The 18514-nt window shown below is 63.6% G+C and carries 17 protein-coding genes and 2 pseudogenes; 8 read left to right on the forward strand and 11 right to left on the reverse strand.

From position 1 onward, the window contains the following. Positions 1-390: 390 nt before the first annotated feature. Positions 391-894: pseudogene (locus RMN99_RS01180) on the forward strand (AAA family ATPase); the annotation flags it as partial. 39 nt (positions 895-933) lie between these two features. On the opposite strand, the pseudogene RMN99_RS01185 reads toward RMN99_RS01180, so the two are convergent. After that, positions 934-1632 (reverse strand): annotated as a pseudogene (locus RMN99_RS01185) (AAA family ATPase); the annotation flags it as partial. Between the two features lie 131 nt (positions 1633-1763). On the opposite strand from RMN99_RS01185, the gene RMN99_RS01190 reads away from it, so the two are divergent. After that, a complete protein-coding gene (locus RMN99_RS01190) occupies positions 1764-3575 on the forward strand; it encodes a hypothetical protein (protein WP_309621458.1) in 1812 nt (603 codons plus the stop codon). A 264-nt stretch (positions 3576-3839) separates the two neighbouring features. Here RMN99_RS01190 and RMN99_RS01195 read toward each other — a convergent pair whose 3' ends face one another. Next, positions 3840-4622, reverse strand: coding sequence for a universal stress protein (locus RMN99_RS01195; protein ID WP_309621459.1), 783 nt, complete (start codon positions 4620-4622; stop codon positions 3840-3842). A gap of 130 nt (positions 4623-4752) precedes the next feature. On the opposite strand from RMN99_RS01195, the gene RMN99_RS01200 reads away from it, so the two are divergent. Beyond that, a complete protein-coding gene (locus RMN99_RS01200; protein WP_309621460.1) occupies positions 4753-5409 on the forward strand; it encodes an HAD-IA family hydrolase in 657 nt (218 codons plus the stop codon). Here RMN99_RS01200 and RMN99_RS01205 read toward each other — a convergent pair. Together RMN99_RS01205 and RMN99_RS01210 are read right to left on the reverse strand one after the other, a co-directional pair. Next, positions 5380-5997, reverse strand: a complete 618-nt coding sequence (locus RMN99_RS01205) for a hypothetical protein (RefSeq protein ID WP_309621461.1) — start codon at positions 5995-5997, stop codon at positions 5380-5382. The two genes, RMN99_RS01200 and RMN99_RS01205, sit on opposite strands and share 30 nt — an antisense overlap. Then, on the reverse strand, positions 5981-7060 hold the full coding sequence (locus RMN99_RS01210) for a hypothetical protein (protein WP_309621462.1): 1080 nt from the start codon (positions 7058-7060) through the stop codon (positions 5981-5983). Before RMN99_RS01210 ends, RMN99_RS01205 begins: the two co-directional genes overlap by 17 nt. 25 nt (positions 7061-7085) lie before the next feature. Between RMN99_RS01210 and RMN99_RS01215 the strand changes: the two genes are divergently transcribed. Together RMN99_RS01215 and RMN99_RS01220 are read left to right on the forward strand one after the other, a co-directional pair. Continuing rightward, positions 7086-7796: a CoA transferase subunit A gene (locus RMN99_RS01215; RefSeq protein ID WP_309621463.1), complete on the forward strand. Its 711-nt coding sequence runs from the start codon at positions 7086-7088 to the stop codon at positions 7794-7796. Continuing rightward, positions 7796-8455, forward strand: a complete 660-nt coding sequence (locus RMN99_RS01220) for a CoA transferase subunit B (RefSeq protein ID WP_309621464.1) — start codon at positions 7796-7798, stop codon at positions 8453-8455. The genes RMN99_RS01215 and RMN99_RS01220 overlap by 1 nt, the downstream gene beginning before the upstream one ends. On the opposite strand, the gene RMN99_RS01225 is transcribed toward RMN99_RS01220, so the two are convergent. Then, positions 8452-9699, reverse strand: coding sequence for a YceI family protein (locus RMN99_RS01225; protein ID WP_309621465.1), 1248 nt, complete (start codon positions 9697-9699; stop codon positions 8452-8454). The genes RMN99_RS01220 and RMN99_RS01225 overlap by 4 nt on opposite strands. Positions 9700-9786: 87 nt before the next feature. Here RMN99_RS01225 and RMN99_RS01230 point away from each other — a divergent pair, with 87 nt between their 5' ends. The 3 genes from RMN99_RS01230 to RMN99_RS01240 are packed head-to-tail and all read left to right on the forward strand — an operon-like array spanning position 9787 to position 12312. After that, the gene (locus tag RMN99_RS01230; protein WP_309621466.1) at positions 9787-10920 is read left to right on the forward strand and encodes a nitronate monooxygenase; all 1134 of its coding nucleotides are present in this window, start codon (positions 9787-9789) and stop codon (positions 10918-10920) included. Continuing rightward, positions 10917-11585, forward strand: coding sequence for a ferritin-like domain-containing protein (locus RMN99_RS01235; RefSeq protein ID WP_309621467.1), 669 nt, complete (start codon positions 10917-10919; stop codon positions 11583-11585). The genes RMN99_RS01230 and RMN99_RS01235 overlap by 4 nt, the downstream gene beginning before the upstream one ends. 31 nt (positions 11586-11616) lie before the next feature. Further along, the gene (locus RMN99_RS01240; protein ID WP_309621468.1) at positions 11617-12312 is read left to right on the forward strand and encodes a glutathione S-transferase family protein; all 696 of its coding nucleotides are present in this window, start codon (positions 11617-11619) and stop codon (positions 12310-12312) included. Here the strand turns inward: RMN99_RS01240 and RMN99_RS01245 are convergent. From RMN99_RS01245 to prfA, 6 genes are all read right to left on the reverse strand, one after another. After that, the gene (locus RMN99_RS01245; RefSeq protein ID WP_309621469.1) at positions 12297-12728 is read right to left on the reverse strand and encodes a hypothetical protein; all 432 of its coding nucleotides are present in this window, start codon (positions 12726-12728) and stop codon (positions 12297-12299) included. The two genes, RMN99_RS01240 and RMN99_RS01245, sit on opposite strands and share 16 nt — an antisense overlap. After that, the gene (gene metK / locus RMN99_RS01250) at positions 12729-13934 is read right to left on the reverse strand and encodes a methionine adenosyltransferase (RefSeq protein WP_309621470.1); all 1206 of its coding nucleotides are present in this window, start codon (positions 13932-13934) and stop codon (positions 12729-12731) included. A gap of 43 nt (positions 13935-13977) precedes the next feature. Beyond that, positions 13978-15501 (reverse strand): apolipoprotein N-acyltransferase, encoded by a 1524-nt coding sequence (gene lnt, locus RMN99_RS01255; RefSeq protein ID WP_309621471.1) that lies wholly within the window; start codon positions 15499-15501, stop codon positions 13978-13980. A 57-nt stretch (positions 15502-15558) separates the two neighbouring features. Continuing rightward, the gene (locus RMN99_RS01260) at positions 15559-16335 is read right to left on the reverse strand and encodes a DUF4167 domain-containing protein (protein WP_309621472.1); all 777 of its coding nucleotides are present in this window, start codon (positions 16333-16335) and stop codon (positions 15559-15561) included. A gap of 199 nt (positions 16336-16534) precedes the next feature. Then, the gene (gene prmC / locus RMN99_RS01265) at positions 16535-17404 is read right to left on the reverse strand and encodes a peptide chain release factor N(5)-glutamine methyltransferase (RefSeq protein ID WP_309621473.1); all 870 of its coding nucleotides are present in this window, start codon (positions 17402-17404) and stop codon (positions 16535-16537) included. Continuing rightward, positions 17401-18471: a peptide chain release factor 1 gene (prfA, locus tag RMN99_RS01270; RefSeq protein ID WP_309621474.1), complete on the reverse strand. Its 1071-nt coding sequence runs from the start codon at positions 18469-18471 to the stop codon at positions 17401-17403. The genes prmC and prfA overlap by 4 nt, the downstream gene beginning before the upstream one ends. Positions 18472-18514: the final 43 nt, after the last annotated feature.

The following is an 18514-nucleotide window of genomic DNA, read 5'->3' on the forward strand; positions in this document are numbered from 1 at the left end:
GATTCGCATAGTTCGCTGCATCACAACCAATGTGATTGAGTTTTTTGCGTGTGACGCTCAGCAGCTCACTGGTGGGCAAATGGCGGTTTTTCAACACTCTTGCGTCAAAATGAACCGAAGTTGCAAATTACGCAACATTCCATGATCTTTTCGCACTTGCACAAAATGCGGCACTGCACCAATTAGCCCGTGCCTTTTCAGGCATCCTCTCCCAAAAAACTTCCAAGGCCCGGACGGCAACGTCCGGGCCTTTTTTGTTCTGCAGTCGGGTCCTTTTGCCCCCGCGCAATCCCCCGGAACCAAGCCAAGGTTTGCAATTGGTGCAACCAGTTCCTAGCTTTGGCTTCCTGCCGATAGACGGCCAGACACCAACACGGGAACACAGCCGGCATGGCCGAAGTCAAGGAAAAGGCAGTCAAACTGCAGGTCGCCGCAGCGCGGCAGGAAGAAAGCGGCAACGGCTTTGCGCGGCTGCCGCGTTCGGCGATGTCGGCGCTGGGCGTAACCGAAGGCGATGTGATCGAGATCGAAGGCAAACGCGCCACCGCCGCGCGGGTCCAGGCCCCCTATCCCGAAGACGAAGGGCTCGATGTGATCCGGCTCGACGGGCTGCAGCGCGCCAACGCCGAAGTCGGCTCGGGCGATCACGTCCAGGTCCGCAAGGCGCAAAGCAAGCCCGCGCAGCGCGTGGTCTTTGCTCCCGCGCAGCGCGAAATGCGGCTGCAGGGGCCGGGTCAGGCGCTGAAGCGCAATTTCTTCGGGCGTTCGCTGGTGGCGGGCGATATCGTTGCCACCACCGGTCAGCAGCAAGTCCGCGACATGCCGCCCGAAGTCGCGCGGATGTTCAATGCTCCGGCCTTTTCGCTCACGCAAATACGCCTGACCGTGGTCTCGACCGTGCCCAAGGGGATCGTCCACATCGACGAAAATACCGAGGTTGAGCTGCGCGAACAGTTCGGGATAGCGCAGCGGCAGTTCGACCATTTCGCGCAGCTGCTGGATGGTATCGCCCATCCCGCCGACATCGTCATAGTTGACATCGCCGCGGCTGCCGCGCGCTTCCTCGAATTGCTCGCGCAGCTCGACCTCGGTGTTCTCGTCGATATGGACGATGCCCTTGGGCACGGTCGAAACCACGGTCAGGCGAATCTGGGTCAGCGAAAAAGCCGGGGCGTTGAACATCCGCGCCACTTCGGGCGGCATGTCGCGGACTTGCTGCTGCCCGGTGGTGGCAACGATATCGCCCGCCACCAGCGAGCGCCCGAAGAAATTGCGTTTCAGCGCCTGGCCCGGCCCTTGCAACCGCATTTCGCGCTGGGCGGGGGCGAAAACCACACGCTGCGCGGGCTTGCTTTGCGCCTTGCGGACCTGAACGTGATCGCCCGAACCGACCTCGGCATTGGCGCGCTGCAGCCCGTCGAGCCGGATCACGTCGAGCCCTTCGTCCTCAGGATAGGGTGCCTGAACGCGCGCGGCGGTGGCGCGCTTGCCTTCGATCTCGATCACATCGCCTTCGGTCACGCCCAGCGCAGACAGCGCCGAACGCGGCAGCCGGGCAAAGCCGTTGCCGCTTTCCTCCTGGCGTGCAGCCGCGACTTGGAGTTTGACTGCCTTTTCCTTGACTTCGGCCATGCCGGCTATGTTCCCGTTCTGGTGTCTGGCCGTCTATCGGCACGAAGACCAAAGCTAGGAACTGTTCCCCGAGATTGCAAACACCGGGAATTCTGCCACCTTGATTGCGGTCGCGCGAAACGGGGGAATCGATGACGAACCGCGCTGAATCGGCAAAGCTGAACTGGCCGCGCTGGCAGCAGGTTCTGCTGATCGCGCTACTGGTGGTCCTGATCGGCAATCGCCTGACGGCGATGGTCGATATGGCAGCCTATCGCAGTGGATTGCTTGGCCAAGTCGCATTGAATTCCGGCAGAGCGATCCCCGATCCGAATGCGCCAGCCGGCTTTGGCAGAATGGTCGAAGTCGACCCCAACGGCCCCGTTGCCAAAGCGGGGATCCGCAATGGCGATTTTGTGCGGACCTACCTTCCTTACTATTACCAGATTCGGCCTAAGGTCGGAGACAGCACTAACTTCACGCTCGATCGCAACGGGGTTCGATCAGAGCATCAAATTGTGGTCGAGCCGCTGCCTATTGGCCATGTGCAGGCGCGAAACAATGGCCTGCGCCTAGCAAATGTGCTGGCGGTGATCATCTCAATTCTGGTCGGTTGCTTCATATTGTGGCGGGGTTGGGGCAACCCGGCGGCGATGTTGCTTGGTATGGCGCTGGCAGCGATTGGTCGTGGCGGCTCCAATCAGCCGCCTTGGGCAACCGATCTCGGGCTGGCGGCGCCGATGTGGTGGCTGCTGATTGTTTTCAATGCTCTTGTGGTGTTGCTCATTCCTTTCGCGATGCGAATGTTCGAACAGCAGGCAGGTAGCCTGCCGCGATGGCATTGGCGGCTTTTCACTACCTGGTTGGTCTGGTGTTTCGTCAGCCTGCACATCTACGGCTGGGACAGATTCTGGCTGACTTACTATCTGAATTGGGCTGGAGGTGCCGGGTACCCCTCCTTGTTGATGTCGATCAGCATTGCGGTTGCCATCGCTTATCTGGTCGCAGGTTGGCGCAAGGGTTCAGCAGCCGAACGCAATCGTATCACGCTGATTGTCTTTGCTTTGTCAGCTTATCTATTTGCTACCGTGTTAGTTTCGTTAGACGCGATGCGGACTGGAACGATTGTTGGGGGCGAAAGCAGCGCCAGTCTGATCTATTTCAATGCGGCAATGCAGGGCGTGGTGGCCCCCGGCCTGCTGGCCTATGCGGTGCTGCGGCACAAGCTGTTCGATCTGGGTTTTGCGGTGAACCGGACGCTGGTGTTCGGTTCGATCAGCCTTATCTTGCTGGTCGGTTTTGCCTTGATCGAATGGGCTGTCGATCATCTCGTTCCCAAGAGCTGGCATGAAGCGAGCGCTTTTTACAGCGCCGGAATCGCGGTCGGGCTGTTCCTGCTGTTCCACCGCATCCGCGATGCGGTCGAGCACGTAATCGAGCGGCTGTTCTTCCGTTCATGGCACCAGAATGAGGCGGCGCTGAAGCGCCTTGTAGCGGCGGCGGCGCATGTCGAGAAGCCCGAGGCATTGGCCGGAAACTTCGCCGCCGAGCTGGGTCGCTTCACTGGCGGCGCGGATGTGGCGCTCTATGCGCGGACGGCGGAGGAGAACTATGCCGACGCCAGTGGAGCAACCATCGATGCCGACGATCCGGCGCTGGCCGCCATGCGCGCGGAGCAAGGCGCGGTCGTTCCCGTTGAGCTTGGTTCGTCGATAGAGGCCGCGCTTGCCCTGCCGATGATGCACCAGGCCGCGCTGGCCGGGTTCGTCTTGCTCGGCCCCAAACCCACCGGCGAAGACTATCGGCCCGACGAGATCGAAGTGCTTGGCTGGGCCACCCAGCAAGTCGGCCTCGATTTGCAGGCGATCCGCGTGCGCGAGTTGGAGCAGAGTGTCATCAAGCTGGAGGCGCGCAACGCCAACTTGTCGGACGTCCTGGCGCAAGCGGCAGCGATCAAGGCTTGAAAGCCAAAAAAAGGCCCAGACGTTGCCGTCCGGGCCTTGGAAGTTTTTTGGGAGAGGATGCCTGAAAGGCACGTTCTAATTGGTGCAGTGCCGCGATTTGTGCAAGTGCGAAAAGATCATTGCTGGTTGCGTAATTTGCAACTGCCGTTCATTGTGGTGTAATAGTCACGGAAAAACGCCATTCTCACACCGGTCACTGGTGAAGCTTCCAACTCAAAAAAACTCAACCACATTGGTTGTGATGCAGTGCACTATGCGAATCGCTCAATGCGCCATGAGCAGCGCGGGGCCATTTTCCTGTTCGAGGAAATAACGCGTCACGCCGCCGAACAGCAGTTCGCGCATCCGGCTGTGGCTATAGGCCCCCATCACCAGCAGCTGCGCGCCCTGGCGGGCCACTTCATTGGCCAGCGTCTCTTCGACCGAACCCAGCTTGGCCAGTGCGATCAGTTCGGCCTTGATGCCGTGCCGCGCAAGATAGCGCAGTGCACCGGTGGCAGGAAAGGCGGCTGCCCCCTGTTCGGCCACGGTCAGCACGCTGACGGTTGCACCATCTCCCAGCAGCGGAACCGCGGCGCGCAGTGCGGCCGCCGCCTGGCTTCCGCCGTTCCAGGCCACGCAGGCCGCAGCGAGCGGCAGGCCCAGCGCAGCCTTGCCCACGACCAGCACCGGCGCGCTGGCCTCGACCGCAAGATCGCCGGCAAAACCGCAATCCCGCGAAACCACGATCAGATCGGCCAGCTTGCCGGCTTCGAGCATTGCTTCGAGCGGAACGCGTTCAAACTTGACCACGTCAAACGGGACATCTTCGCTCGCCAGCCGCCCTTCGAACAGTTCGGCCAGGCGGTCATCCTCGGCAATCGCTGCGCTGAGCGCTTCGTGTGCAACATAACTGCCGCCATAGGGATCGACCGCAACGAACCGGTCAACCGGGGTGTCGATCAGCAAGGTAACATGGCCGGCATGGCTGCGGGCAATGTCCATCGCGCTATCGAGGCGGACGGCGTTGGATGGATCGCGGGCCGTGTGGACGAGAATGGAACGCATGGAACGTCTCCTTTCGTGAAACCAAGCATAGCATGTGTGCCGGCAACCGCCATGACCTGCATCAAATCGCGTGCTTGCGCGGCTTGCGGCGATGCGCCACTGGCAAAAGCGCATTTTCAGGGAGGTTAGGGTGAGCGAGCGGCGTTTCGAAGCGGTCATTTTCGATTTCGGCGGGGTGATCACGGCATCGCCGTTCGAGGCCTTCAACCGGCTTGAGGAAGAGCGCGGGCTACCCGCCGATTTCATCCGCAGAGTCAATGCCGCCAATCCGCACGACAACGCCTGGGCGCGGTTCGAACGTGCCGAAATCGACGCGCGCCGGTTCGATGTGCTGTTCGAGGCCGAGGCCGAAGCCATGGGCCACCCGCTGGAAGGACGCGCGGTGCTGGCGGTGCTTTCGGGCGCGATTCGCCCGGCGATGGTTCGCGCATTGGGTCAGTTGGCCGGGGCCGGATACCGGCTGGCCTGCATCACCAACAATGTACCAGCAGGACACGGTGCCGGGATGGCGCGCAGCGATGATACCAAGGATGCCTACGAACAGGTTTTCGCCCGGTTCGAACATGTGATCGAAAGCAGCAAGGCCGGGGTGCGCAAGCCTGACCCGCGGATCTATCAGATGATGTGCGGCCACCTGGGGCTTGAACCGGCGCAGTGCGTCTACCTTGATGACCTGGGGATCAACTGCAAACCGGCAGCCGCGCTGGGCATGGCGGCAATCAAGGTGACCAGCGGCGCGCAGGCGCTGGCCGATCTGTCACAGCTGGTCGGGCTTGATCTCGGGTAATGGCGCCGGTTTTGCTTCGCGATGCGGGATCCTGATCCCGGGATCGGCGAAGCGATGTTCCAGCGGCAGGTCGAAGCGTTTGAGCTTGATCTTCTTTTTGATCTGCCCGCCCTTGTGATCGATTCCGGCCCACAGCTCGCAATCGCCGCCGCCTATTGCGATCACATGCCCGCGCCGCACCGCGCATTCGACCGATCCGAACTTGCCGGTAAACTTGATCTTGAATTTGGCCAGCGTGGTGTGGATCGGCCCGAAATGGAGCGAGACCGAAAGATCGATCGGCAGGTTCTGTTCGAACTTGACCAGTTTGATATGGCGCACCGTGCCTTTGGCCACCACGGCGGGATCGCACAGCGCCTGCAGCAGTTCGATCTTGCCCCAGCCGTCGGTGAACAGCTTGAACAGGTCAAGCCCGGCCAGCGCCTTGCCGCACGATCCTGCCAGCTTGGTGCCCAGCACCGATAGCGGCGCGGCCTGCCAGATCCGGTCGGGCAATCCGGCCACCTCGCTGCGCGCGGCATCTGCAGCCCGGCGCGCGGTTTCGGGGTCGAACAGTTCGAACGGATCGATATCAAACGCGTAGGCCATGGGTGCCCTCCTCGCCAGGCTCGATAAAGTGGGCCTCGACCGGCCCGTCGAATTCCGCGTCGCCCGGTTCGGCGATGATCTGCGGCATCACGTCTGGCGCGGCGACATCGCCAACGACGAAAGACATGCCTTCCGCAGAGATTCCCAGCACATGGGGCTGCACCCGGACGAAAACCAGAAAATCGGTCCACAGTACGGCGAGGGCGGCAGCAAGCGCCGCGATCTTGAGCCAGATACTGGTTCCCGGCGGTGGTCGTGGTGGCGGACAGTCGAACCCGCGCCCGTCTACGCAACCCGGCAATCCCTGAAATCGCGTTTGATCGCTGCCGAGCGCGGGCGCAACATCGTCAGGTCGCGGCAGCCCCGCACGGGGGCACAGTGACTGATAGGGATCTTCTTCGCAGCGCGCCGTCCAGCCGGTGCCAAAGCGCTCCCCGCCGGTTTGCTGGTCGGTGATGATCTCCGCAAAGTCGATCAGATTGACCGCCGCGCGCGCCATGAACTGGCTATCGCCGTAGCGCACCTGCACGACAAACGCGGTGCCAGGGGGCACCGGCAACGGTCTTTTGGTGCGCAAAACGAACTGCACTTCGGACGAATTGGCCGGCAGGGTCACCGTTCCGCCCGGCTGCTCGACCCATTCTGCTCCTGACGTTACCTGGTAACTGAAGGTAAGATCTTCCCTTTGGGCGGGGGTAAGCCGGAGCACCATCGTTGCAGGAAATCCCACAACAATAGTCGTGGGCTGCGCCGTAAGTTCCAGCTGTGGCGGTGGAAAGTTTTGCGCAGCCTGAGCCTGCGGCAACGCCCATGCGCCTAACAGAGCGGCCACGCCAAGCAACACCGCGACTAGCGCGTGCAATACCGGCATGGGTTTTAAGCGTCGGAACACCGCCTCCTCCATGGACCTGCGAGTTGCGACCCGAAGTTCCCCGGCTGGCGTGGCCAATTCATAGCCGCATTTTTCCGTGCCGACCAGCCATGTGACGTTACGGCTTGCATTTCGCGCAAGCGGCGCGGCGCTTGTTGCAATTGCTTGGCGGATGCTTTTGAAATAGCGCACAGGGTTCGTTTCACCGGGAGTGGCAATGGCCCAGAAAATCTATCCTTCCGCCGCGGCAGCGCTCGATGGCCTGCTGCGCGACGGTATGCTGATCGCCAGCGGCGGCTTTGGCCTGTGCGGCATTCCCGAACGCCTGCTTGATGCCGTGCGCGACAGCGGGGTCAAGGATCTGACGTTTGTGTCGAACAATGCCGGGATCGACGGCGAAGGGATCGGCAAGCTGCTGCGCACGCGGCAAGTGAAAAAGATGATCGCCAGCTATGTCGGAGAAAACAAGGAGTTCGAGCGGCAGTATCTGGCTGGAGAGCTCGAAGTCGAATTCTGCCCGCAAGGCACGCTGGCCGAACGGATGCGCGCCGGCGGGGCAGGGATCCCGGGATTCTACACCAAGACCGGGGTTGGCACCCTGGTGGCTGAAGGCAAGGAAGTGAAAGCCTTTGGCGGCGAGGAATGCATCCTCGAACAAGGCATCTTCGCCGATCTGGCCTTGGTCAAAGGCTGGAAGGCCGACACCACCGGCAACGTCGTGTTCCGCAAGACCGCGCGCAATTTCAACGTGCCGGCGGCGCAGTGCGGCAAGTTTTGCGTGGTCGAGGTGGAAGAGATCGTCGAACCCGGCCAGCTCGATCCCGAAGCGATCCATTTGCCGGGGGTCTATGTCCAGCGGCTGTTCAACGGCAGCCCCTATGACAAAAAGATCGAATTCCGCACCACACGCACCACGGATGTCGGCTGATGACCCACCACGACCATATCGCCAAGGGCTGGAGCCGCGACCAGATGGCCGCCCGCGCCGCCAAGGAATTGCAGGACGGGTTCTATGTGAACCTGGGCATCGGCATTCCCACGCTGGTGGCCAACCACGTGCCTGCGGGCATGACGGTTACGCTCCAGTCGGAAAACGGCATGCTCGGTATTGGCCCGTTCCCGACCGAGGACGAGGTTGACGCCGATCTGATCAACGCCGGCAAACAGACCATCAGCGAGCTGCCGCATTCGGCCTATTTCGATAGCGCCGCCAGCTTCGCGATGATCCGCGGCGGGCATATCGATCTGACCGTACTGGGCGGCATGGAAGTGAGCGAGAAGGGCGATATCGCCAACTGGATGGTGCCCGGCAAGATGATCAAGGGCATGGGCGGGGCGATGGACCTGGTTGCAGGGGTCAAGAAGATCATCGTGGTGATGGAACATTGCGCCAAGGATGGCAGCCCCAAATTCATCCCCGCCTGCACCCTGCCGCTCACGGGGCGCAATGTGGTCGATATGGTGATCACTGATCTGGCCGTGTTCCAGCGCAGCGATCACGCCAGCCCGTTCACACTGATCGAACTGGCCCCGGGGGTCAGCGCTGACGAAGTCGCCGCGCGGACCACCGCGCATTACGACAGCTAGGGCTTGCGCCGCGCGGTCAGGCGAAAGCTGATCGACACCGCGTCGGCGACCTGATCGGTCGTGGCCCATTCGTCCGAACCGACCCCATAGGCCAGCCGGTTGAGCCGCGCCGATCCGTTGGCGGTTGCGGTGTTGCCCGTGATCGTCAGCGTGAATACAACCGCCAGCGGACGCTGCTGGCCGTGGAGCGACAAGGTTCCACTGGCGACGTAACGCCCGCCGCCCTTGGCGATGATGCGACTGGCGGTAAACACCGCGCGCGGATGGGCGGCGGCGCCGAAGAAACTGTCGCTGCGCAGCATGTCATCGCGCGAGGAGTCATCGGTGCCGACCGATGCGAGATCGACGCTGACCTTGATCCGCGAATGGGCCAGGTCGTCGGGACTGAACACGATGTCCGCGTCCCATTTCCCGAACGATCCATTGATCGGCGCGCCCGAATAAGCCGCAGCAAAGCGCAGCTGCCCGCCGGGTTGGAGCAGCCATGTGCTGGCTGTCTCAGGGGCAGGCGACGCGCTGGCACTGGGCGCCGGGCTGACAGCAGGACTGGGAAGAGCGGCAGGGGCGGCGTTGGTTGGCATGGTCGCAGCGGCGACCACCGGGGCGTGCTTATCCGCGGGCGCGGCGAAGGGCCAGGCGAGGCTGGCTGCGAAGGCTCCGGCCAGCGCCGCAAGCGCGATGAACACACCAGCAGCGGGGCCGGGCAGCATTCGGCCCAGATAGTCGCGCTGCAGCCAGTGATGGCGCAGCGCCCCGGCAATGTGGAGCACGATCAGGCCCACCAGCAGCCAGGCGAGTGCAGCGTGCACCGCCACCGCCGGTTCGTGCCAACCTTGCGTCAACGGCAGACCCGGCCACGGCACCAGCCCGAACAGCATGGTCTGCAGCCGCACCTTGCCGGTTGAGATCAGCACCCAGCCGGCCAGCGGCGCGCCGATCATCACCACATAGAGCAACGCGTGGACCATCCTCGCCAGCGTCATTGCCATCCAGGAATCGCTGACCAGCGCCGGACGCGGCTTGAACGCGCGGACCGCCAGCCGCGCCAGCGACAGCAGCAGGATCGAAATCCCGATCGACTTGTGCAGCTGGAATGCGATGAACTGCGCGACGCCCTTGGGCAAATCCTCAAGCCGCCAGCCAAGGCCGAGCTGGAACACCAGCAGCAACGCCAGCGACCAGTGCAGCACGATCGCCGCGGTGCTATAGCGACTGGGGCCGGGAGGGATTGCCGTTTCGTCCATTGCGGCAGCCTAGGTTGCGGCCCGCCTTGCGGCAAGGCTTGCCAGCGGCCCGCCACGCGCTAGGCTTGGTATGGAGGAGCCACCTGAATGGATAACAAGGTCTGCCGGCTGACCGGCTGCGAATTTCCGCTGTTTGCGTTCAGTCATTGCCGCGATGTGGTTGTGGCGGTGAGCAAGGCGGGCGGGTTCGGGGTGCTGGGCGCAACCCGCTTCACGCCCGAGCAGCTAGAAGAAGAGCTCACCTGGATTGATGCGCATATCGATGGTGCGCCCTACGGCGTCGATGTGCTGGTGCCCGAAACGGTCGATCCCAGGGTCGCAGATTTTGCCAGCAACGAACAGCGCGCAGCAGCGATTTCGGACCAGCACCGCCAGTTCACGTCCGACCTTCTGGGCCAGTACGGGGTGGCGGTTTCGCCCGGCGAAGTGGTGCATTACGAAGGCCGCGCCGGGATTACGCCCGAGAACGGCTATGCCCAGATGGAGGTCGCCTTTCGCCACCCGATCAAGCTGATTGCCAACGCGCTGGGGATCGCGCCGCCGCGGATGATCGCGGAGGGCAAGGCGCGCGGGGTGCCGGTGGCGGCCTTGGTCGGGGCCAAGGAACACGCACTGCGCCAGGCTGCGGCCGGGGTCGATATCATCGTCGCGCAAGGCACCGAAGCGGGCGGGCATTGCGGCGAAGTATCAACCTTGGTGCTGATCCCCGAAGTGGTTCGCGCGCTCAAAGCTGCCGGCTACGAAATCCCGGTGCTTGCAGCCGGCGGGATCATGACCGGCGGGCAGATGGCCGGAATGATGGCCACCGGGGCTGAAGGGGCCTGGACCGGGTCAGTCTGGCTCGCCACCACCGACAGCGAAACCAGCGAAGCCTTCCGCGACAAGATGGTTGCCGCGCGCAGCCGCGATACCGTGCGTTCCAGAAGCCGCACCGGCAAACCGGCCCGCCAGCTCAAGACCGCCTGGCACGAAGCCTGGGATGCGCCCGATGGACCCGGCGCCTTGCCGATGCCCCTTATGGGCATGGTGTCAGAGCCCGCTTTCCGCCGTATCGAAAATGCAGTCGTGAACGGGAACGAATCGGCGCGTGATCTCGTTTCATACTTTGTCGGGCAAGGGGTCGGGCTGATCGATCAGGTCCGCAGTGCCAAAGGCGTGGTACAGGATTTCCGCGAAGAATTCGCCGAAGCCGTGCTAGGTCTGACCGCGACACTGGAGTGACCGATTTGATTTCCGGCTTTCGCCAACGCTATCTCGATGTTCTCGGCTCGATCTACATCTACAACGAATTTCGCGGTTATACCGCGCTGGACCGCGTGCTTGAGGCGGTGCGGCTGCGCTGCCCGGACGATCTTGCCTTTCAGGCCGAAATCGAAAAACACCGCGCCGACGAGGAAAAGCATTACCGGATGTTCCGCCGCTGGTTCGAACGGCAGGGCCGCATGCCCTTGGTGGTCGATCGCGGGGTGGGGCATATTGACCGCTTCATTCAGTGGGTGTTCCACTGCACGATTGACGAGCTTGATACTGCGCGGATCGTGGCATCGCCGGATGAATTTGAGCGCCTTTGCCGGGTCATCATGCTGACCGAGCAGCGCGGCTTTACGCAGGTTGAAATCATCCTCAAGAACAAGCTGATCATGTCGGACCCGGTGATGAAAAGGATTTTCGAGATCGTCCACCGCGACGAGCCCGATCATTTCCTGCCTTATCAGCGCTGGCTGGAACGGCAGGGCAGGGCAACCGCGCGGTGGAACGAACGCGCTGCCGACTGGTGCATCCACAAGGTGCTGATGCTGGCCAAATTGCCTGCGCTGTTCCTTGATGTGAGGCGTGAACGGATGACCCATTGGCCGGACGAGGATCCCGCCGCCTACGCCCATTGACGCGGCGCATGGCCGCTTTAGGAAGGCGGGCATGAGCTACACCCTGATCACCGCCAACCGGAACTATTCAAGCTGGTCGCTGCGCCCGTGGGTGCTGATGAAGGCGCTGGGCATCGCCTTTGAGGATCGGCTGGAGCCGTTCACCAAACCCGACAATTACGAAGACTTTCGCGGCTTTTCGCCCACAGGCCAGGTTCCGGTCCTGATCGATGGCGAGCGGGTGATCCCGGATTCGCTCGGGATCGCGCTCTATCTGGCCGAGCGCCATGACGGCGTGTGGCCGGCGGACGAAGCGGCAAGGGCTTTCGCTCAAGGCGCGGTTTGCGAAATGCACGGCGGGTTTGGCCACCTGCGTAATGATTGCACCATGAACGTCGGTGTCCGCGTCACGCCCAAGCCGATGAGCGAAGGGCTGAAACGTAATGTAAGTCGCGCGCGCGAGATCTTCGAGACCGGGCTGGACCGGTTTGGCGGGCCGTGGCTGGCCGGGGCACAGTTCAGTGCTGCCGATGCCTTTTACGCGCCGGTCGCCTTCCGCATCCGTACCTATGGGCTCGATGTCGGCCAAAGTGTCGGTGGCGGGCAGGCCTGGGTCGACCATATCCTGGCGCACCCGGCGATGCAGCAATGGGAAGCCGAAGCACTGGCCGAGGACTGGCGCGAGGAAGCGCATGAGGCTGAACTGGCTTCAGCAGGCGTGATTACCGCAGACTACCGCGCCGGCTGATCGGCCCGCAGTGCCAGCTCGGCCTGGCTGATTTCGATCACCGGCACTTCCCACGGATGCAGCGCCACCAGCCAGTCGAGCACCGCATCGAAGTCGGCCTCGGGCGTTGCGGCATCGACGTGGATCGTCACCATCAGGTTGGTTGAAATCTGCGGCTGGCCGGCGTTGCCAAGTGTCGGACTCGCGCCGCCTTGCGGGCTGAACAGCTCCCAGCACGGCGAAACTTCCGCGACCGCCTGATAATGCCCGAAATCGCCAAGCGGATTATCGGCCCGCAGCGCGGCAAGCAGCTTCGCAAACGAGGGATCTTCATCAAGCGCTTCGGCCCGGCCGGCCTGCAGCGCCGCCAGCGTGGCCGGATCGACCGGCCACGACAATCGTAACACCCTGACTTTGCGGCGCGGCAGCATTGGCATTCAGCCCAGCGCGGCCTTGAGGTCCTCGACCAGGTCGAGCCGCTCCCACGGGAACAGATCGCCTTCTGCCTTGCGGCCGAAGTGGCCATAGGCGGCGGTCGGCCGGTAGATCGGCTTGTTGAGCCCTAGGTGCGTGCGGATTTTCCGCGGGGTGAGGCCGCCCAGCTTGGGCATGGCGAGGATCGCCTTTTCGATTTCGGCTTCCGGCACGGTCCCGGTGTCGTGGGTGTCGACATAGAGCGAGAGCGGCTGCGACACCCCGATGGCATAGGCGATCTGGATCGTGCAGCGCGTGGCAAGGCCCGCGGCAACCACGTTCTTGGCCAGGTAGCGGGTGATGTAGGCGCCCGAACGATCGACCTTGGTCGGGTCCTTGCCCGAAAACGCGCCGCCGCCGTGCGGGGCCGCGCCGCCATAGGTATCGACGATGATCTTGCGCCCCGTAAGCCCCGCATCGCCGTCCGGCCCGCCGATTTCAAAGCTGCCGGTAGGGTTGATGTAATAAGTGGTTTCGCGCAGCAGCACCGGCGGGATCACTTCCGCCACGATCCGCTTCACATAGGCGTGAAGCTCGGCTTCCTTGTCAGCCTCGTCATAGCCCGGTGCATGCTGGGTTGAGACCACCACTGCGGTCGCGGCAACCGGCAGGCTGCCCTCATAACGCAGCGTTACCTGGCTTTTGGCGTCGGGCTCCAGAAACGGGGCCGCGCCCGAGTGGCGATCGGCGGCCATGCGCTCAAGGATCTTGTGGCTGTAATAGAGCGTGGCCGGCATCAGATCAGGGGTCTCATCGGTCGCATAGCCGAACATGATGCCCTGGTCCCCGGCGCCTTCATCCTTGTTATCGCTGGCATCGACGCCTTGCGCGATGTGGGCGGATTGCGCATGGAGCCGGTTGATGAACTCAAGCTTTTCCCAGTGGAAGCCGTCTTGCTCATAGCCGATCTCGCGCACGGTCTGGCGCACGGTGGCTTCGATTTCTTCCTGCGCGCCGGGGGCCCAATGACCGTCCTCGAACACGCCCTTGCAGCGGATCTCGCCAGCCAGCACCACAAGCTGCGTGGTGGTCAGCGTTTCGCAGGCGATCCGCGCTTCGGGGTCTTTCGACAGGAACAGATCGACAATCGCGTCGGAAATTTGGTCTGAAACCTTGTCGGGATGGCCCTCGGAAACGCTCTCGGAGGTGAACAGGTAATCGCTACGCATTGGCCAAACTCATATAAAGGAAACTTTATGTGTGTCTGAGTCTTTACTCCTGACGAGCCCTTAGCGCAACCAGCGAAAGGGCAAGAAGTGCTATTGCCCAGCCTAGCGAAAGCACGTTGCCGAGGCGGGCAAACAGCGTTGGCGGGTTTGCCGCAGGGATCCGGCCCAGCAGCACACCGGCGGTGCCCAGCGGCACCGATTGCACCACCCGGCCATCGGCATCGATCACTGCGCTGATTCCCGTGGTGGTCGATCGCAGTATGGGCAGCCCTTCCTCGATCGCGCGCATCCGGGCCTGGGCCAGGTGCTGCGGCGGGCCCCAGGCACCGTACCAGCCATCGTTGGACGGGTTGAACAGATAGTCCGACCGGTGCGCCCGATCAGTTACTTCACCGGGGAAGATCACTTCATAGCAGATCAGCATGCCGACCTTGCCATGGCGGCCCAGATCGATCGTCCGGCGACCGGGGCCGGGCCAGAACTCGATATTGCCGGGCACAAACCGGGCAATCCCCAGCGCGGTCAACAGTGGGCGCAGCGGGACATATTCGCCGAACGGCACCAGGTGCGCCTTGGCATAGCTGGCGCGCAGCGCGCCGCTGCCGTCCACCGCGGTGATCGCATTGCGCGCGCCCGCGACGCGGCCATCGCGAATTTCCAGGTCGACCGCGCCGCTCAGAAGCAGCCGGTCAGGCCCCAGCAATCGCGCGATCCGGGCGCGGGCACGGGCCGGGTCAGCGCCGTAGGTTTCATCATAATATGGCTGCGGATAGCCATCGCGCAAATAGTCTGACAGCCCCGATTCGGGCCACAACACCACCGCCCCGCGCCCCGCCATCGGCGGCGGCACATAATGGGCGAGCTTCTCGAAATTTGATTCAAACTGCGCCGGATTGTTGAGTTCGGTCTGCGCGATATTGGGCTGCACCAGCACATAAGGCACCCCCACTGGCGCGGCGCCTTCGCTTGATCGCGTCTGCGGCCAGAATTGCGCCACCAGCGGTACCGCCAGCAGTGCAAGCCAGTACCGGCTTTGGCGAAACCCGCTCAGCCCCAGAAACCACAGTCCCGCGAACAACACCGCCAGACCCGACAGCGCGTAAGTGCCCAGCCACGGCAAAAGCCGCGCCGCGCCAACGCTCTCGAACGGCCCTACCAGAACCGCGCCCAGCGGGTTCCACGGCAGGCCGGTGAAGGTCCAGCCGCGCAGCCATTCGGTGATGGTCCAGCAGCCCGCCAGTGCCAGCACCAGCGCGGTTGGCTGACGCCGGGCGGACCAGGCTGCGAGCACCGCCAGAGCAGGGAACAGCGCCAGTATGCCCGATAGGCCCAGCTCTGCAATCCAGCCCAGCCAGGGCGGCATCTCGGCCTGAAAGGTAAAGGCGGTGGGCAGCCAGTTCAGCGAAACGCCAAACAGCCCCCAGCCGAACAACCAGCCAAGCAGAAACGCAGCGCTGCGCCGGGGCGCGCTGCGCAGCAGCACGATCACACCGGCGATCGCCATCAGCGTCAGCGGCCACAGCCCCAGTGGCTCGAACCCCAGCGCGGCCAGCATACCAAGCGCCAACGCGCACAGCCGTGGCCACGTCAGCGCAAGATCAATTGCGCGCGGCAAAACCGGCGATCAGCTTACCGTTTCGAGCGCTTCGCCGGCATCGTCGGCCGAAGGCTTGCGGCGGGCGCGCGGCTTGCGCGGTTTGGCTTCGCTCTCCGGCTCATCGGCGGGCGCATCGCGCGACGCCGAGATTGCCGGCGGCAGCGAAGCGGGGTCGAGTCCGGCAGGTTCGGCGCCATCGGCATCATCGCGGCGGGGGCGCGGCGGACGGTCGTCACGCTCGCGGCGCGGACGCAGCCCCTGGCGCGGACGATTTTCGCGCACGAACGGATTTTCGGGCGGCTCGTAAGCGTTGGCATCGCTGTCATCTTCGCCGGATTCAGCAAGGCTGCCGTCCTGCTCGGGCTGCTCATCGCGTTCTTCACGTTCATCGCGGCGGGGGCGATCCTCGCGCGGCTGGCGCTGCTGATACGAAGGCTGGTCGAAGCTGGGGAAATCGCTGGCGTTGTTATAATCGCCCGAATCTTCGTTCTCATCGCCAGACTCGGTCCAGCGTTCACCCGGCGCGCGGGTGCGCTGTTCTTCCACCCGCACGCGGGCATCGGCCAGCACGCGGAAATAGTGATCGGCAAATTGCAGGTAGTATTCGGCCTGAACGCGGTCCCCATTGAGATGGGAATCCTGCGCCAGCTTGCGATACTTTTCCAGCAGCTGCGGGGCATTGCCGCGCGCCCGGCTGTCAATCCGGTTGAGCTGCTGGCCATTGCCACCACCGCTATTTTGACGATTCCCGCGACCACGCCGCCGGTTGTTGTTATTGTTGCTGTTACCGCGATTGTTATTCAAAGGGTTAGCTTCCGTAATACGTCGGCCCGGCCGGAAATTCGGCTGCTGGCCGCGTGACCCTGTGCCACGGGCGCCCATTGCGCATCGTGGTTCCGACATTTGCTGAAAACCGCGGCGTTGCTGGCCGGGCAAATGCAAATGAAGGATTTGACCGGCGGATCGCACCAACTGGGCGGACCTGCGCTGATCTGCATTGGGGTTAGGCGCTGGGACTGCGGTTGCCAAGCAGAATCTTGAGTTCGAGCGCACGAGGGCGTTCGGCAAGGTCATGGTGCAGAGCGGTTGCAAACCCGGCCTGCGCGGCAATTGCGCCGACCGGTCCGGCTTGCGTGGCTCCGATTTCGATCATGGCGATGCCGCCACCGGCCAGCAGCGCGGGCAACTGGGGGATCAGGACGCGGTAATCGTCGAGGCCTTCGGGCCCGGCAAACAGCGCAGTGGCCGGCTCGTGATCGCGCACTGTGGGTTCGAGCACAGCTGCGGTTTCGACATAGGGCGGATTGGCCAGGATCAGATCGAACCGGCCAAGGTCAGCCTGCCAGCCTGCCGCGTGCCAATCGCGCTGCAACAAACGGACCTGGCCGGGGCGGCTGTGCTGATCAGCGTTGCGTGCTGCCACCGCCAGCGCCTCACCGCTGGAATCGATCCCCACCCCTGCGGCTCCGGGCCATTCGTCCAGTGCAGCGAGCAGCAGGCAGCCCGATCCGGTGCCCAGATCAAGGATCCGCTGCGGCGGGCGGTCCGCCAGCGCGGCGCGCGCGGCCTCGATCAGCGTTTCGCTATCCGCACGGGGAACCAGCACTGCGGGCGAAACCGCCAGTCGCAGCCCCCAGAAATGCGCCTCGCCGATGATGTAGGCGACCGGCTCGTGCGTGGCCCGGCGCTCGACCAGATCAGCGAACTGCGCCGGTGCAGGATCGCCCATCCGTTTGAGGAACATATCGGACCTGCCGGTACCAAGCGCGTGGGCCATCAGCAATTCGGCATCGAAGCGCGCGCTATCGGTGCCCGGGCCCAGCCTCTGGGTCGCGGCGCGGATGGCCTGGTCGACGGTTTGCGCCGAACTCATTCACCCAAAGCCGCCAGCCGCTTGGCCTGGTCCTCGGCAATCAGCGCGTCGATCATTTCGCCAAGGCCCCCGCCTTCAAGAATTTCGGGCAGGCGGTGGAGGGTCAGGTTGATGCGGTGATCGGTGACGCGGCCTTGCGGGAAATTGTAGGTGCGGATCCGTTCGGAGCGGTCGCCCGACCCGACCATTGCCTTGCGCGCGGCGGCTTCCTCGCCCTGCGCGGCATCACGCTGCGCTTCGAACAGGCGCGCGCGCAGCACCTGCATCGCCTGGGCCTTGTTCTTGTGCTGGCTGCGCCCGTCCTGGCAGGTCACCACCGTGCCGGTCGGCAAGTGCGTGATCCGCACCGCCGAATCGGTGGTGTTGACGTGCTGCCCGCCTGCGCCAGACGCGCGGTAGACATCGATCTTGAGGTCGCGGTCGTCGATGGTAATGTCCACCTCGTCGGGCTCGGGCAAGACCGCAACGGTCGCGGCAGAGGTGTGGATCCGCCCGCCGCTTTCGGTCACCGGCACGCGCTGCACCCGGTGAACCCCGCTTTCGAACTTGAGCTTGGCAAACACGCCGTTGCCCTGGATCTGCGCGACCACTTCCTTGAACCCGCCGATATCGCTCGAATTGGCGCTGACCACTTCGATCCGCCAGCCCTGCTCGGCAGCGAAGCGTTCGTACATGCGGAGCAGATCGGCAGCGAACAGCGCGGCTTCATCGCCCCCGGTGCCGGCGCGCACTTCGAGCATGGCGGAGCGGCTGTCGGCAGAATCGCGCGGCAGCATGGCGAGCGCGAGGCGGTGCTCAGCCTCGGGCAGTTCGGCCTTGATTCGCGCCGTTTCCTCTTCAGTCATCGCACGCATTTCGGGATCGGGATCGCTGATTGCAGCCAGATCGGCCAGCTCGGCGCGCATCGCCTGCACCTCGGCAGAAGCGCGGGCGACCGGCTCCAACTCGGCAAAATCGCGGCTGGCGGCGACGAATTCCTTGCCCTCAAGCGTGCCAGACGCCAGCCGCGCCTCGATTTCCGAGAAGCGGGCAGCGATCTGGCGAAGGCGGGTTTCGGAGATGGTCATGCGTTGTAACCCCCCTCCCCAGCGGGGAGGGGCTGGGGGTGGG

The sequence above is a fragment of the Novosphingobium sp. genome, assembly GCF_031417815.1.
Taxonomy (GTDB): domain Bacteria; phylum Pseudomonadota; class Alphaproteobacteria; order Sphingomonadales; family Sphingomonadaceae; genus Novosphingobium.

Coding starts and splice junctions, on each gene's coding strand:
- RMN99_RS01190 (WP_309621458.1), top strand. CDS start 1,764: ATGACGAACCGCGCTGAATCGGCAAAGCTGAACTGGCCGCGCTGGCAG.
- RMN99_RS01195 (WP_309621459.1), bottom strand. CDS start 4,622: ATGCGTTCCATTCTCGTCCACACGGCCCGCGATCCATCCAACGCCGTC.
- RMN99_RS01205 (WP_309621461.1), bottom strand. CDS start 5,997: ATGGCCTACGCGTTTGATATCGATCCGTTCGAACTGTTCGACCCCGAA.
- RMN99_RS01215 (WP_309621463.1), top strand. CDS start 7,086: ATGGCCCAGAAAATCTATCCTTCCGCCGCGGCAGCGCTCGATGGCCTG.
- RMN99_RS01220 (WP_309621464.1), top strand. CDS start 7,796: ATGACCCACCACGACCATATCGCCAAGGGCTGGAGCCGCGACCAGATG.
- RMN99_RS01225 (WP_309621465.1), bottom strand. CDS start 9,699: ATGGACGAAACGGCAATCCCTCCCGGCCCCAGTCGCTATAGCACCGCG.
- RMN99_RS01230 (WP_309621466.1), top strand. CDS start 9,787: ATGGATAACAAGGTCTGCCGGCTGACCGGCTGCGAATTTCCGCTGTTT.
- RMN99_RS01240 (WP_309621468.1), top strand. CDS start 11,617: ATGAGCTACACCCTGATCACCGCCAACCGGAACTATTCAAGCTGGTCG.
- RMN99_RS01245 (WP_309621469.1), bottom strand. CDS start 12,728: ATGCCAATGCTGCCGCGCCGCAAAGTCAGGGTGTTACGATTGTCGTGG.
- metK (WP_309621470.1), bottom strand. CDS start 13,934: ATGCGTAGCGATTACCTGTTCACCTCCGAGAGCGTTTCCGAGGGCCAT.
- prmC (WP_309621473.1), bottom strand. CDS start 17,404: ATGAGTTCGGCGCAAACCGTCGACCAGGCCATCCGCGCCGCGACCCAG.
- prfA (WP_309621474.1), bottom strand. CDS start 18,471: ATGACCATCTCCGAAACCCGCCTTCGCCAGATCGCTGCCCGCTTCTCG.